Annotated in this window: 15 protein-coding genes; 13 read left to right on the top strand and 2 right to left on the bottom strand. The window is 65.3% G+C overall.

From position 1 onward, the window contains the following. Positions 1 to 39 precede the first annotated feature (39 nt). The 3 genes from HL671_RS28040 to HL671_RS28030 all read left to right on the top strand — a co-directional run bounded on the left by HL671_RS28040 (position 40) and on the right by HL671_RS28030 (position 2,419). Entirely contained in the window at positions 40 to 609 is a 570-nt protein-coding gene (locus tag HL671_RS28040) for an HlyD family secretion protein (protein WP_172240732.1), read from the top strand. 295 nt (positions 610 to 904) lie between these two features. Further along, positions 905 to 1,165, top strand: coding sequence for a hypothetical protein (locus HL671_RS28035; protein ID WP_148221420.1), 261 nt, complete (start codon positions 905 to 907; stop codon positions 1,163 to 1,165). A 270-nt stretch (positions 1,166 to 1,435) separates the two neighbouring features. Continuing rightward, the gene (locus tag HL671_RS28030; RefSeq protein ID WP_172240698.1) at positions 1,436 to 2,419 is read left to right on the top strand and encodes a SphA family protein; all 984 of its coding nucleotides are present in this window, start codon (positions 1,436 to 1,438) and stop codon (positions 2,417 to 2,419) included. Between the two features lie 84 nt (positions 2,420 to 2,503). On the opposite strand, the gene HL671_RS28025 is transcribed toward HL671_RS28030, so the two are convergent. Further along, a complete protein-coding gene (locus tag HL671_RS28025) occupies positions 2,504 to 3,412 on the bottom strand; it encodes a LysR family transcriptional regulator (protein ID WP_172240695.1) in 909 nt (302 codons plus the stop codon). Between the two features lie 145 nt (positions 3,413 to 3,557). Here HL671_RS28025 and HL671_RS28020 point away from each other — a divergent pair, with 145 nt between their 5' ends. The 8 genes from HL671_RS28020 to HL671_RS27985 are packed head-to-tail and all read left to right on the top strand — an operon-like array spanning position 3,558 to position 10,941. After that, on the top strand, positions 3,558 to 4,715 hold the full coding sequence (locus tag HL671_RS28020; protein WP_172240692.1) for an alpha/beta hydrolase family protein: 1,158 nt from the start codon (positions 3,558 to 3,560) through the stop codon (positions 4,713 to 4,715). Between the two features lie 23 nt (positions 4,716 to 4,738). Beyond that, positions 4,739 to 5,692, top strand: a complete 954-nt coding sequence (locus HL671_RS28015; RefSeq protein WP_172240689.1) for a VOC family protein — start codon at positions 4,739 to 4,741, stop codon at positions 5,690 to 5,692. After that, positions 5,676 to 6,038, top strand: a complete 363-nt coding sequence (locus HL671_RS28010; protein WP_172240686.1) for a Rieske (2Fe-2S) protein — start codon at positions 5,676 to 5,678, stop codon at positions 6,036 to 6,038. The genes HL671_RS28015 and HL671_RS28010 overlap by 17 nt, the downstream gene beginning before the upstream one ends. A 39-nt stretch (positions 6,039 to 6,077) precedes the next feature. Next, complete coding sequence (locus tag HL671_RS28005; RefSeq protein ID WP_172240683.1) at positions 6,078 to 7,208, top strand: FAD-dependent oxidoreductase; 1,131 nt, start codon at positions 6,078 to 6,080, stop codon at positions 7,206 to 7,208. A gap of 52 nt (positions 7,209 to 7,260) precedes the next feature. Next, entirely contained in the window at positions 7,261 to 8,418 is a 1,158-nt protein-coding gene (locus HL671_RS28000) for an MFS transporter (protein ID WP_012042160.1), read from the top strand. 16 nt (positions 8,419 to 8,434) lie between these two features. Continuing rightward, entirely contained in the window at positions 8,435 to 9,010 is a 576-nt protein-coding gene (locus HL671_RS27995; protein WP_172240680.1) for a cupin domain-containing protein, read from the top strand. After that, positions 9,010 to 10,011 carry a fumarylacetoacetate hydrolase family protein gene (locus HL671_RS27990; RefSeq protein ID WP_172240677.1) on the top strand — a complete coding sequence of 334 codons (1,002 nt, stop codon included), beginning with the start codon at positions 9,010 to 9,012 and terminating at the stop codon, positions 10,009 to 10,011. The genes HL671_RS27995 and HL671_RS27990 overlap by 1 nt, the downstream gene beginning before the upstream one ends. Before the next feature lie 3 nt (positions 10,012 to 10,014). Beyond that, complete coding sequence (locus HL671_RS27985; RefSeq protein ID WP_172240674.1) at positions 10,015 to 10,941, top strand: NAD-dependent epimerase/dehydratase family protein; 927 nt, start codon at positions 10,015 to 10,017, stop codon at positions 10,939 to 10,941. A gap of 65 nt (positions 10,942 to 11,006) precedes the next feature. On the opposite strand, the gene HL671_RS27980 is transcribed toward HL671_RS27985, so the two are convergent. After that, positions 11,007 to 11,684 carry a helix-turn-helix domain-containing protein gene (locus HL671_RS27980; protein WP_172240671.1) on the bottom strand — a complete coding sequence of 226 codons (678 nt, stop codon included), beginning with the start codon at positions 11,682 to 11,684 and terminating at the stop codon, positions 11,007 to 11,009. A gap of 255 nt (positions 11,685 to 11,939) precedes the next feature. Here HL671_RS27980 and HL671_RS27975 point away from each other — a divergent pair, with 255 nt between their 5' ends. Next, positions 11,940 to 12,833, top strand: coding sequence for a class II glutamine amidotransferase (locus HL671_RS27975; protein ID WP_012042165.1), 894 nt, complete (start codon positions 11,940 to 11,942; stop codon positions 12,831 to 12,833). Then, positions 12,833 to 13,516: a GltB/FmdC/FwdC-like GXGXG domain-containing protein gene (locus HL671_RS27970; protein ID WP_012042166.1), complete on the top strand. Its 684-nt coding sequence runs from the start codon at positions 12,833 to 12,835 to the stop codon at positions 13,514 to 13,516. The genes HL671_RS27975 and HL671_RS27970 overlap by 1 nt, the downstream gene beginning before the upstream one ends. Positions 13,517 to 13,525 lie beyond the last annotated feature (9 nt).

Below are 13,525 nucleotides of genomic sequence, written 5' to 3'. Positions count from 1 at the left end.
ATGTTCGCGAGATCGCGATACCGGCCTCACGCCGCACACTTGATCAGAACAGGATTCGGCACTCTGGCTTATCTGGCCCAGCGCGCCATCGCTGGATTTGGCTCACGTCGCCGCCTCGTCTACGCGACAATGACCGGTGCCGCCCTCCTGGGCGCCGCCGGCTGGTATCATCTGACGCTCACGATCGATCTTGTTTCGACGAACGACGCCGTCGTCCAAATGGACGCCAAATCGGATACGGCGTACGTCGTTGCCTATTTCGACGATCGCCACGCGACCCGGATAGCTGCTGGACAGCCCGTATCGATCGACATCAAGGGTCCGCCGGACCGTACGTTGTCCGGCCATGTCGTCGAGGTCTCAGAAAAGACGGCCCTGCTGCGCCTCTCGGGCGAAGACGGCGGGTCAATGCACGCGTCAGAGATCATGATCCCGGTGCTGATCGCATTTGACGATGTCATCGACGCAGCGACGTTTCCGGCGAGTGCATCGGTGATACCGACCATCAACACGAAGCCTCGCGACGGCGATCTTCGTGCCGCATCTCCAGTTTGCGTGTGCCGTTTCCCGATACCGATGTCCGGCCTGAAAATCACCGATCTGCCGTGAGCTGAAAGATAGTAACGCAAGACCTGCAAAGCTTACTCACAAAGCAATCCGGGCACCCCGGCAGACGGCGGGGAGCAAGTCTATGTTGACAGATGACGCCGCGGGAGCGGCCGGCCCGCTGCTGGGGCGACCTCCAGCGAGGCGGATAGCCGGCCAAGCCTGAAGGGATTATGCGTCGAATCCAAAGATGCTGTTTGTACCAATCCCAATTATCAAGGGCTCGCACGCGTCGCATTGTCCGCTTACGGAGTGGCAAGGATCCACTTGGCCGACCGCGGATGAGAAGGACTTTGATATGAAATCGATCTTCAGGATTGCTGTGCCCACGCTCTGTGTGGCCGGTGCATTGCTGCTGAATTCCTCATGGGCACAAGCCGCCGAATACTGCGCAAAGGATTCCGCGGTGAAGGGGTGTTTTTCGACTCTGGCGCAATGCCAAGCATCGGTTGCCGGTGCCGGTGGCAATTGCGTGGAGGCGATCGTTTGGAACGATGCCGCGGTGGCACATCAGCCAAAGCAGGGACAAGCGTCTCGCGTGCAGAACCAGACGAGATGATTGTCGCGTGATAAAGTGCCTCTACCGGTTGCGTAGACACCAGGCCTCTGAGGGTGACTTCAGAGGCCTTATTCGTTGGAGCAAACGCTGCAACGTCACACCCGCCGCAGCATTCATATCAAATCTATAAATATCTCAAATCAAAACGATCAATTTTACGAATGATCGGGGATCGCCCATCAATGGCGCGATCGGTTGGGCGCCGGCGCGTCGCATCGGCCGGTCGGGGCAAGCTCGTTTCGTAGAAAACGCGCCGCCAAGGGGGGAATGATGACGAGAGGACTGAAGCGGTCCGCTTCCGTAGCGTTGCTGCTGGCTGCAATGATCCAGGGCGCATGGGCGGCCGAGAACGCCGCCACGAACTATCCCGCGGGCTCGCCCGGCGTATTCATCGCGTCGTTCCCGCCGATCCCTGGCCTGTTCGCGATCAGCCAGACCAGCTACACCAGCGCCAACGGCCTGTATGACGGGCAGGGCAACAAACTTCCTATCAACTTCAAGCTGTCTGCTGTATCGGAGACCATGCGCTTTCTCGCCAGCTATCCCGGCGAATTCTTCGGCGCTCACGTCTATTCGCAGCTCGTGGTGCCCTTCGTGCACCTGGAAAGCACCAATCCCGGCGGCTCGTTCCAGGCCAACGGTCTTGGCAACATCACCTTCTCGCCGATCATCCTGAGCTGGGCGCTGTCTCCCGTTCAGACCGTCACGTTCGGGCTCGACATCATGCCGAACACCGGCACCTATTCGGCGCGACAGCCGCTCAACGTCGGCACCAACTATACGACCATCTCGCCGGTTGTCGCCTATCGCTATGCCGATCCGAAGGGCTTCGAGTTCGCCGTTTCGCCGCGTCTGCTGCTCAACGGCACCAACACCGACTCGGTCAATTCCTTCACGCAATTGTCGCAGCAATATCGCAGCGGCGATGCGCTGGTGGTCGACTTCAACGCAGGCTACAATATCGGCGCCTGGAAACTCGGCGTCGTCGGCGGCTATACGCACCAGTATCAGGACGACAAGATCAACGGCGTCAAGGCCTTCAATTTCGCGGGCGTGCAGGACGGCAACCGGTTGCGCTCGCTCAACGCCGGTCCGTCGCTGACCTATAATGCTGGGCCGTTTCAGATCAACGTGAACTACCAGCACACGTTCTACGTCGAGAATGGCAGCCGCGGTGATACCGTCTGGGCCAATCTGGCTTTCCCGCTCTGGGTGCCCGCGCCGCCGGCGGGAGCCGGGCCGGTCAAGCGCTGATCGGCACGGCCCGGTCTTCCATCGCACAAACGACCAGCGGCCGGCGTCCTGCGCCGGCTGTCCCACGAGCAGGACCGGCGACGATCAGGACAGCTCGGTTACGACCTCCTGCATCAGCTTGCGCAGCCATAGCAGGCCGGCATCGTTGGAGCGATAGCGGTGCCACTGCACGCGCTGCCGCAGCACTGGCAGCGCAATCGGCAGTTCGATGATGCGGATAGGCAGGCTGCGCTGCGCGGCGATGGCGAGCCGCCGGTGCACGGTGGCGAGCCGGTTCGTTCCGGCGACGAGATGCGGGATCGCCGTGAAGGCGTAGACCGACACGTCCTCGCTGCGGCTCGCGTTGCGCTGCTCCAGATAATAGGTTTCGAGCGATTGCGCCGCGATGGCTGGCCGCATCACGACGTGGGACGCCCTCGCGAAATCCTGTCGTGACAGCTTGCCCTTGCCATACTTTCCCTTGCTCCATGCGATGACGCAGAAATCGTCCTCGAAGATCACCTCGGACGGGTGCAGCTTGGAGCTGAATTCTTCCGGGATGATCAGCAGGTCGACATCGCCGCGCTCAAGCGCGCGCTCGGGCCGCTGCACCTGCTGTATGAAGTCGAAGCGGATTCCAGGCGCAAGCGCCTCGCTGCGGGCCAGCAGCCGCGGGATCAGCGTCACCAGCGTGTAGTCCGATGCCAGGATCTTGAAGCAGCGGTCGGATTGCGCCGGATCGAACTGGGCAGACGACGCGATGGCCCAATCGACCCGTACCAGAAGGTCCCGGATCGAGTCCTTCAGAACCTCCGCCCGCGGCGTCAGCTCCATCTTGCGGCCGATCTTCACCAGCAGTTCGTCATCGAAATAGGTGCGCAGCCGCAGCAAGGCGTTGCTCATCGCCGACTGCGTCATGTTCATGCGCGCGGCGGCGCCGCTGACGCTGCGCAGGTGCAGCAAATGGTCCAGCGCGACCAGCAGATTGAGATCGAACTTGTTGTTGAAGCGCATCGGCGGCCCCGCGCGAGGTATTCAGGAGATCAATGTGACGGATCTTGATAATCAATTTTTCGGAATGGTCAAACCAGGCTATTCCCCGACCCAGGGAAGAAGCGTGGAGGGGGCGCGCGGCCGATAGCGCGTCCGAAGTGCAATGATGTTCAAGTATTTTCCGACCAACTATGTCTGGAATCTCTCGGTCGATCTGGCGATCGAGATGGGCGCCCGGATCGGCGAGATCGAGGAGATGTGCGCGCCGCTGCAGGAGGCTGCGCGTCAGCCCGATGCCAGCGGTACCCAGGCCTTCCGCGAGACCTGGGCCCGGATGGCCGACAAGCTCAGTGCGCTCGCCGCCGAGGACGAGGCGAAGGGGCGGCTGTTGTCCGCCGGCGAGAAATATGGCCGCGCGGCGAGCTATCTGATCACCTGCGAGCGTCTCCAGGCGCATGATGCACCGGGACGTCTGGCGCTGTACCGCAGATGTCTCGATCTCTTCGCCAGGGGAATCGCGCTGGCACAAGAGAACTGCGAGCGCGTCGAGATTCCCTATGAAGGGTCTCATATCTCCGGTCTCCTGGTCCGTGCGGCCGGTGTCGAAGAGCCGGCGCCGCTGCTGGTGCAGGTCAACGGCCTGGATTCCACCAAGGAGATGAAATACCGCGTCGGCCTGCCGGCCTGGCTCGCCAAACGCGGCGTGTCGTCGCTGGTGATCGATCAGCCCGGATCGGGCGAAGCGCTGCGGCTGCAGGGGCTCACCGCGCGTTACGACTGCGAGCACTGGGCGTCCCGCGTCGTCGACTGGCTGGAGGCCCGCAGCGATGTCGACCCGAAGCGCATCGGTCTCGAGGGCGTCTCGCTCGGCGGCTATTACTGCCCGCGCGCGGTGGCCTTCGAGCCGCGCTTCGCCTGCGGCGTCGCCTGGGGCGCCAATCATGATTGGCGCGATGTGCAGAAGAAGCGGCTGCAGAAGGAAGGCAATTTTCCGGTCCCGCATTACTGGGCTCATGTACGCTGGGTGTGGGGCGCGAGGGATCAGGACGACTTCATGCGGATTGCCGAGCAGGTCCACCTCGACGGCATTCTCGATCGCATCAAGGTGCCGTTCCTGGTGACGCATGGCGAGAAGGACTCGCAGATCCCGCTGCATTGGGCGGAGCGGACCTATGAGCAACTGGTCAATTCGCCGAAGCGCGAGCTGAAGATCTTCACGGAGCGTGAGGGCGGCGCGCAGCATGCGAGCTTCGACAACAGCATCAATGCCGGCCACTACATCGCGGATTGGGTGGCGGAGACGCTGGGCGGACGCGTCGCCTGAGATCTCGCGTGAGGGAGCTGATCATGAAGATCGTTGGTTTGGAAAGCTTGGTATTCGCGGTCGACGACGTCGCTGGCGCGTCGCGTTTTCTCGTCGACTACGGCCTTGCGCCGGTCGGGGTCTCCGATCGCGGCGGCCGCTTCGAGGCGATGGATGGAACGGCTGTGGTCATCGCGCGGCAGGACGATCCGGCGCTGCCGCGGCCGCCCGTGCCGGGCTGCCGTCTGCGCAAGACGGTCATGGGCGTAGCCGACGAGGCGACGCTGGGGGCGATCGTGGCCGAGCTGCGGCGCGATCGCGAGGTGCGGCGGCTGGCTGATGGCTCGATTGAATCGATCGACGATTCAGGCTTCGTGATCGGCTTCCAACTGACGGCGCGGAAACCCTTCGTGCTGGCCGGCGAGATCTCGAATGCGCCGGGCGGGGTCGTGTTCCGGCCGATCAACAGTCTCGGCGTGCCGCCGCCGGGCAGCGTGATCCGTCCGCGCTCGCTGTCGCACGTCGTGTATTTCGTGCCCGATGTGGTCAAGGCGGAGGCCTTCTACGTCAATCGCCTCGGCTTCCGCTGCACCGACCGTTTCACCGGCACCGGCCCGTTCCTGCAGCCCGGCGGCTCGCTCGATCACCACACCCATTTCCTGATCGGCGCGCCGCCGCAGATGCATGGCGTCGAGCACTTCACGTTCCATTTCGGCGGCCCCTCGGAGATGATCAGCAACGGCTATCGCTTCGTGGAGAAGGGCTATCAGGCGTTCTGGGGCCCTGGCCGTCACATCCTGGGATCGAACTGGTTCTGGTACTTCAACAGCCCGTTCGGCTGCCACATCGAGATGGATGCCGACATGGACCAGCACGATGCGAGCTGGCAACCGCGCGAGGCGACGGCCTCGGCGGACAACTCGCAGGCCTTCCTGCTGAAGATGCGCAAGAAATGGTACCCGGGCCCGGGGATTCACGAGAATGGCGACTACGCGTGAGGCCGGATCGGCTGCCTTGTTGCGGCTATGTCGCGCCGATGAGATCGGCGAAGCGCAGTCGCGCGGCTTCGATCCTGACGATGAGGGCCAGGACAGCCTGTTCGTCGTGCGATGGCAGGGCCAGTTGCATGGCTGGCGCAATGCCTGTCCGCACATCGATGGCGCACCGATGGCTTGGCGCAGGGATGCGTATCTCAACGCCGAGGGCACGCGCATCGTCTGTCACGCGCATGGCGCCGAGTTCGTGCCTGATACGGGACTATGCGTGCAGGGTCCATGCCGCGGCGAGCGGCTGAGCCGGCTCGAGCTGGTCGTCATCGACGGCGAGCTGTTCGTGACATCATAACACGCCCGGAAGGGCGGACTGCAGAGGGAGGAGGGCGCCATGGCAGTGGTGAGCAGGGTGCTGACGATCGGCGGCGGCTTTTCCGGCATGGCCGCGTCGATTCAGATGCGCAAGGCCGGCATCGACGTCGATCTCGTCGAGGTCGATGCCAATTGGCGGCCGGAGGGGGCCGGCATCACGGTGAGCGGGCCGACCTTGCGCGCGCTGGAGACGCTCGGCGTGTTCGCGGAATTCGCGCGGCGCGGCTACACAGCGGATGGCGTTGATCTGGTCACGCCGGCAGGCCATCGAATCGGCGAGATCCCGACACCGAAGACCGTTGGATCGGATGTGCCCGGCGGCGGCGGCATCATGCGGCCGGAGCTCGGCCGCATCCTCGCCGATGCGACGCGTGCCGCGGGCGTTCACGTGCGGGTCGGATGCACCTACACGCAGATCACGCAGCACGACGGCGGTGTCGCGGTCACCTTCACCGATGGCACGACCGGCCACTATGATCTCGTCGTGGTCGCCGACGGCGTCCATTCGAAGACCCGTGCGCTGCTGTTTCCCGAGATCAAGCCGCCGCAATATATCGGGCAGGTGGTTTGGCGCGCCGTGTTGCCGCGGCCCGCCGAGATCGTGCGTCCGCGAATCTGGCTTGGTGGGGCGGTGAAGGTCGGCGTCAACCCGGTGTCGCCGAGCCACATGTACATGTTCATCACCGAGGCGCGGCCGGAGAAGCTGCAGGCTGAGCGCGCGTCATGGCCGCAACTGGTTGCCGACATGCTCGCGCCGTTCGGCGATCCCGTGCTGGTGGCGCTGGGTCCGCATCTGTTCACCCAGGATGCTCAGATCGATTATCGGCCGCTCGCCAACCTGCTGGTGCCGGCGCCGTGGAATCGCGGCCGCGTCATCCTGATCGGCGATACGGTGGCGGCGACCACGCCGCATCTCGCCTCGGGCGCAGGCATCGGCATCGAGAGCGGCATCGTGCTGGCCGAGGAGCTCGCACGCGCCGCGACCTTGCAGCAGGCGTTCGACCGCTTCCATGCGCGGCGCTGGGAGCGCTGCCGCATGGTGATCGAGAACTCCGCGCAGCTCTGCCGCATCGAGATGGAGAATGGCGACAAGGCGGAGCACGCCAGGATCATGCGCGAGTCCACGATCGCGCTGCTGCAGCCGATCTGAGCGGGCAACACCATCAACGAACAACAACATCAACGGGGAGGAAGCCATGACGGTGACGACGGAGACTTGGCGCGGGCGCATCGCCCTGATGGTCGCGCATTGCGCCGGGATGGTCGATCTCGTCGCGCTCCCGGTCTGGGTGGGCGCGCTGATCGAGCGCTACCGGTTCAGCCCGCAGCAGGCCGGCCTTCTGGCCACGCTGTTCCTGCTCGGTGCCGTGCTCAGCAGCCTAGTGTTTGCACCGCGCTTCAACCGGATGAACGCCCGACTGGCGGCAACTGCCGGATACGCCGTGGCCGCGCTGGTGTTCCTGGCCGCCAGCCAGACGTCAGAGTTTGCGTTGCTCGCGATGCTGCACGCGCTGGCCGGCGCGACGGCGGCCTGCGGGCTCAGCTTCACCCATGGTACGATCGCCCGCAGTGCCAATCCGCACCGGCTGTTCGCCATTGTCGGAATGGCGCTCGGTGTGTTCGCCATTCTCTTTCTCGGCATGACGCCCAATCTCGTGGCGCGCTTCGGCGGGGCTGCGCTGTTTGTGGTGTTCGCCGGCGTGATGGCGGTCGCGGCGCTGGCGGCGGCGCTGGCCTTTCCGAAGGGCGTGGTGCGCAGCGACGAGGATCTCATCGCCGAGGTGAGCCATCTTCCCCGCGCCGTATGGTTCGGCATCGCCGGCATCAGCTGCATGGCGCTGACGCAGGCGATGCTGTTCAGCTTCATCGAGCGGATCGGGGCCGACCGCGGCTTCGGTGTCGAGGCGGTCACCGGCGTGCTGATTGCGCTCGGCTTCGTCAACCTGCTGCCGGCGCCGCTTGCCGCCGTTCTGGAGCGGCGGCTGCCGGCCCGATACGTGCTGCTGGCCGGGCCCGTCTGTCAGGCGCTGATCGCCGTGACGATCACCTTCGGCTCGGGCTTCCTGACCTATGCTGTGCCGACCGCGATCTTTGCCGCGGTCATGATCTTCACCCACACCTTCGCGTTCGGGCTGTTGTCGCGCCTCGACCCCACCGCGCGGGCGCTCGCCGGCACGCCGGCGATGCTGATGATCGGCGCCGCGATCGGCCCCATCCTCGGCGGCACCTTGGTGCAGCTGTTCGGCTATCCCGCGCTCGGGCTCGGCGCCGTCATCATCTCGTCCATCGCCGCCGTGATGTTCTCACGTGTGTTTGCCGCGCGCGGCGCGGTGACCGCTGCCTCTCTCGAAATTGCCTGATCAGGAGACTTGTTGCATGACCCTTCCGCAAATCCGCCGCGTCGTCACCGGACACGACCAGCAGGGCGCCGCCGTGATCTCGTCCGACGGCGCCTTGCCGACCGTCACCGAGTTGGCGGTGATCCCCGGCACCTTCTTCCACGAGGTCTGGAGCACGCAGGCGACGCCGGCGCCGATCGACAATGGTCCCGATCCGACGATCGGGCCGCTCAAGCTGCCACCGCCGACGCATGGCAGCCGCATCCGCTTCGTCGACATTCCGCCGGACACCGAGGACTTTCTCCGCAACGGCGCGACGCGCATGAAGGCCGCGTTCAGCCAGATCGGCGATCCGCACGCCTCGACCGTGACGACGGAGTCACCGCATCCGCTGATGCACCGCACAGAGACGATCGACTACGGCATCGTGATCTCCGGCGAGATCACGCTGGTGCTCGACAAGGGCACGGCGGACCTCAAGGCCGGCGACGTCGTGATCCAGCGCGGCACCAATCACGCCTGGGCCAATCGCAGCGACAAACCGTGCCGGATGCTGTTTATCCTGGTCGACGGCAAGTTCGGTCCGGAAGCCAACCCGACCAAGGCCAGCTGATGAGACTCGCAACCTATCGGAACGGCAGCCCCGATGGCGGCCTGGTCATCGTCTCCCGGGATCAGGCGCGCGCGTGCAATGCCAGCGCCATCGCACCGGATCTGCTGACGGCGCTGCGGAATTGGCAGCAGGTCGAGCCGGCGTTGCGCCGGCTCGCCGAGAGCCTCGAGGATGGATCGGCTGCCGATGTGATGGCGTTCGATCCCACGCGATGCCTTGCACCGCTGCCGCGCGCACCGCAATGGCTGGATGGCTCGGCCTTCCTGAATCACGGACGGCTGATGGATGTCGCCTTCAACAAGCCGCCGATCCCCGACTTCGACACCATCCCGGTGATGTACCAGGGCGCCAGCGACGATTTCCTCGGGCCGCAGGCCGACGTGCCCTTCGTGACGGAGGCGGATGGCATCGACTTCGAGGGCGAGTTCGGCGTCATCGTCGATGATGTGCCGATGGCCGTGTCGCCAGAGCAGGCCGCGCAACGGATTCGGCTGCTGGTTCAGATCAATGATTGGAGCCTGCGCGCGGTCGGTGCGCGCGAGGTGCGCACCGGCTTCGGCTTCCTGCAGGCGAAGCCCTCGACGAGCTTCGCGCCGATGGCGGTGACTCCGGACGAGGTCGGCGACGCCTGGCGTGACGGCCGGCTCGACATGGCCCTCCATGTTCACCGCAATGGCGAGCGGATCGGCGCGGCCTCAGGCCGCGAGATGGCGTTCTCGTTTCCGCAACTCATCGCCCATGCCGCCCGGACGCGGCGGTTGACGGCCGGCACGATCATCGGCTCGGGCACGGTGTCGAATGCCGATCGCGCCGCCGGATCGAGTTGCCTGGCTGAGGTCAGGGCGATCGAGATGATCGAACGCGGCGAGGCGCGCACGCCCTTCCTGCGCTTCGGTGACGAGGTGACCATGCAGGCCTGCTTCGCCGATGGCCGGGGAGGCCCGTTCGGACGCATCGCGCAGCGCGTGGTTCGTGCGGCGGGCACCGATCGGCCGGAGTGAGCGATGCGTATTCTGGTCACGGGTGCCGCGGGCTTCATTGGCCGTGCGCTGCTGCAACGGCTGCTGGTCGATACGGACGGGGCCGACATCACCGGGCTCGATCTCGTCGCAGCGCCGCCGGAAGCGTCGGGTGCGCGTCTGTCCTGGATCAGCGGCGGCCTCGACGACCGCGCCGTGCTGGAGCAACTCGGCGCTGCGTCGTTCGACCGCGTGTTCCATCTCGCCAGCGTGCCCGGCGGCCGCGCCGAGGTCGAGCCTGCGCTCGGTCGCCGCGTCAATCTGGATGCGTCGCTCGATCTCCTGCAGTTGCTGGCCCAGCATGGCAACCGGCCGCGCGTGGTCTATGCCAGCAGCATCGCCGTCTATGGCGCGCTGTCCGGCGCGCCGGTCAGCGCGCAGACGGAGGCGCGGCCCCTGATCAGCTATGGCGCGCACAAGCGGATGGTGGAGATCGCGCTCGCCGATCACACCAGGCGCGGAGAGCTGTCAGGCATCGCGCTGCGGCTGCCCGGCATCGTCGCAAGGCCGCGACCGGTGAGCGGCTTCGGCTCCGCCTTCATGAGCGAACTGCTGCATGCGGTGTCCGCGGGCGAGAGCTATGCCTGCCCGGTGTCACCGGACGCGACCGCCTGGTGGCTGTCGGCCAAAGTCGCGGTCGACAATCTCATCCGCGCTGGCGAGATTGATGTCTGCGGCACTCTGCAACTCCCGGCGCTTCGACTTTCGATCGCCGAGGTGATGGCAGGCTTGGCGCTGCTCTATGGTGCTGAGCGGCCCGCGCGCGTGACGTTCGATCCTGACGACAGCATCGAGAAGGTGTTCGGACGCTTTCCAATGCTGGAGGTTGATGCCGAGTTGGCGTTGGGCTTCGCCCATGATGGATCGGCGGCGGAGATGATCACGAATGCGCTCCGCGCCGGTTACATCTGAGAGAAGGTCGAAGCCGCTGCGGCGCGCGAAGCTCGCCTCGAGCGCGCGACCGCGCTGTGCCGCCGCTAACGGGCGCGTCGGGGATAGATGATCACCGAGAGATAGGTCATCGGCGCCTTGATCAACTCCTCGGGGCCGTGACGTGCTGCGGCGTCGAAGAACAGGGCGTCGCCGGGCTCCAGCAGATAAAGCCGGTCGGCATGGCGATAGCGCACCTTTCCGCTCAGCATGTAGATGAACTCGACGCCGGCGTGGCGGAAATCCGTGTAAGGAACGGCGTCGCCCTTCAGCGTGATCAGATAGGGTTCGACCACCACGTCGCCGCCGAGCGAGTGGCCGAGCAGATCGTAGAGATGGCCGGCCTTGGTGCCGCGGCGCTCGATGCGAACGCCCTGGCCGGCCTTGACGAAGGAACAGTCGCGCTCCTCGCCATTCTCGCGGAACAGTCGCGCGATCGGCACGTTCAGCGCCTTGGCGAGCGCCGACAGTGTCGCCAGTGACGGCGAGATCGAGCCGTTCTCGATCTTGGACAGCATGCCGGCCGAGATGCCGGCCGCCGCGCCCAGTTCTGATACGGTGAGATCGAGGTCCTTGCGCAAGCGGCGCACCTCGGCGCCGATCTCCGACTCCAGGGTTGGCGTGGCCTCCTTCGGCGCGAGCGATCCTGTCAGCAGCTCGGGCTCCGCGCGGGACGTCTCGGCCTTGCTGTCCTTCCTGGGATGCTTCGCGGCACCTTTCGCCACAGGAAACCTCGTTTGCTTCTCGGCGGCCTCGCAGCAGCGCTGACCCTATGACGTCTATACGCCGCAGCGGGCGTCGCGGCCAGTACAAGCGCCCATTTTCAGGTTCTCTCGATCCGCACCAAGCCCGCCTGCCGGTCCACGTCTGAACTTTCCTGAAGTGAACAAAAGTTTCTTGACGAGAATTGCTGCTGGGCTATCCTGACGGTCGGACGGGGCGCTCAGCCCGTCCCACAATGATGTGGATCGGAGCGGCGCATGTGCGGAATCGTCGGGCTGTTTCTGAAAGCTCCCCGGTTGGAGCGGGAGCTCGGCGCGTTGCTCAGCGAGATGCTTGTCGTCATGAGCGATCGCGGACCCGACAGTGCCGGCTTCGCGGTCTACGGCGATCGCACGCAGGGCCGCGTTAAACTCACCATCTCCGGTGCCGACGAGGACGTTTTGCGGCGTGCCGTGGCCGAGCTCGGCAAGGCGATCAATGAAACGCCGGCGGTGACCCTGCACGATACCCATGCCGTGTTGTCGATCTGCTTCGACAAGGAGAAGGCGGCGCGCGCCTTCATCGAGGGACATGACGACATCAGCTTCGTCGGCGCCGGCGCGCGCATGGAGCTCTACAAGGAGGTCGGTCGGCCCGAGCAGGTGACGCAGCGCTTCGGCCTGCCGCGTATGGCCGGCAGCCATGGTATCGGCCACACCCGCATGGCGACGGAATCGGCGGTGACGACGCGTGGCGCGCATCCATTCTCGACCGGGCTCGATCAATGTCTCGTGCACAATGGCTCGCTGTCGAACCATAATGGCGTCCGGCGCATGCTGCAGCGGGAGGGCATGCGCTTTGCCACTGAGAACGACACCGAGGTTGCGGCGGGCTATCTGAGCTGGCGGATCCGCGAGGGCGCCTCGCTGAAGCAGGCGCTCACCGACAGCCTGTCCGATCTCGATGGCTTCTACACCTTCGTGGTCGGCACCGAGACCGGCTTCGCCGTGCTGCGCGACCCGATCTCCTGCAAGCCCGCAGTGATGGCCGAGACCGACGATTACGTCGCGTTCGGCTCGGAGTATCGCGCGCTCGCTGGCCTGCCCGGGGTCGACAAGGCGCATATCTTCGAGCCCGAGCCGGCCACGGTCTATGCCTGGGAGCGGCGCTGATGCCGAGCTTCGATCTTGCGAGAGCGCCGCTGCGCGAACTGAACGCTGCGCTTCATGCGCTGTCGCCCACCACCAACGAGACGCACTGGATCGTCAGCAATCCCTCAGGCAAGCACGCGGTCGCCTGCGGGCTCGACGCCCCGGTCACCGTCGAGATCGACGGTCACGTCGGCTACTATTGTGCCGGCATGAACAAGGCTGCCACCGTCGTGATTTCAGGCAATGCCGGCGTCGGCGTCGCCGAGAACATGATGTCCGGCGAGGTTCGCGTCAAAGGCGACGCCAGCCAATCGGCCGGCGCCACCGGCTGCGGCGGGCTGCTGGTGATCGAGGGCAATGCCTCGGCGCGCTGTGGCATCTCGATGAAGGGCATCGACATTGTCGTGAAAGGCTCGATCGGGCCGATGAGTGCGTTCATGGCCCAGGCGGGCAATCTGGTCGTGCTCGGCGACGCCGGCGATGCGCTCGGCGATTCGATCTATGAGGCCCGATTGTTCGTGCGTGGCCGCGTCGCCAGCCTGGGCGCCGACTGCATCGAGAAGCCGATGACGGAGGAAGACCGCGCGATCCTCGCGGCCGTGCTGAAGCGGGCCGGCGTCGAGGCGCGCGCCGATGACTTCAAGCTCTATGGCTCGGCGCGGCGCCTCTATCACTTCCACATCGACAATGTCGACGCCTATTGAGGCCATCAC

This window comes from Bradyrhizobium denitrificans (assembly GCF_013179005.1).
Lineage (GTDB): Bacteria > Pseudomonadota > Alphaproteobacteria > Rhizobiales > Xanthobacteraceae > Bradyrhizobium > Bradyrhizobium denitrificans.
Note: the sequence above shows the minus strand (reverse complement) of the source record. Positions and strands in the feature narration are given on the sequence as shown.

What these genes read in the sequence shown, in the direction of transcription:
- HL671_RS28035 (WP_148221420.1), top strand. Translation starts at nt 905, where the DNA reads ATGAAATCGATCTTCAGGATTGCTGTGCCCACGCTCTGTGTGGCCGGT.
- HL671_RS28030 (WP_172240698.1), top strand. Translation starts at nt 1,436, where the DNA reads ATGACGAGAGGACTGAAGCGGTCCGCTTCCGTAGCGTTGCTGCTGGCT.
- HL671_RS28025 (WP_172240695.1), bottom strand. Translation starts at nt 3,412, where the DNA reads ATGCGCTTCAACAACAAGTTCGATCTCAATCTGCTGGTCGCGCTGGAC.
- HL671_RS28020 (WP_172240692.1), top strand. Translation starts at nt 3,558, where the DNA reads ATGTTCAAGTATTTTCCGACCAACTATGTCTGGAATCTCTCGGTCGAT.
- HL671_RS28015 (WP_172240689.1), top strand. Translation starts at nt 4,739, where the DNA reads ATGAAGATCGTTGGTTTGGAAAGCTTGGTATTCGCGGTCGACGACGTC.
- HL671_RS28010 (WP_172240686.1), top strand. Translation starts at nt 5,676, where the DNA reads ATGGCGACTACGCGTGAGGCCGGATCGGCTGCCTTGTTGCGGCTATGT.
- HL671_RS28005 (WP_172240683.1), top strand. Translation starts at nt 6,078, where the DNA reads ATGGCAGTGGTGAGCAGGGTGCTGACGATCGGCGGCGGCTTTTCCGGC.
- HL671_RS27995 (WP_172240680.1), top strand. Translation starts at nt 8,435, where the DNA reads ATGACCCTTCCGCAAATCCGCCGCGTCGTCACCGGACACGACCAGCAG.
- HL671_RS27990 (WP_172240677.1), top strand. Translation starts at nt 9,010, where the DNA reads ATGAGACTCGCAACCTATCGGAACGGCAGCCCCGATGGCGGCCTGGTC.
- HL671_RS27985 (WP_172240674.1), top strand. Translation starts at nt 10,015, where the DNA reads ATGCGTATTCTGGTCACGGGTGCCGCGGGCTTCATTGGCCGTGCGCTG.
- HL671_RS27975 (WP_012042165.1), top strand. Translation starts at nt 11,940, where the DNA reads ATGTGCGGAATCGTCGGGCTGTTTCTGAAAGCTCCCCGGTTGGAGCGG.
- HL671_RS27970 (WP_012042166.1), top strand. Translation starts at nt 12,833, where the DNA reads ATGCCGAGCTTCGATCTTGCGAGAGCGCCGCTGCGCGAACTGAACGCT.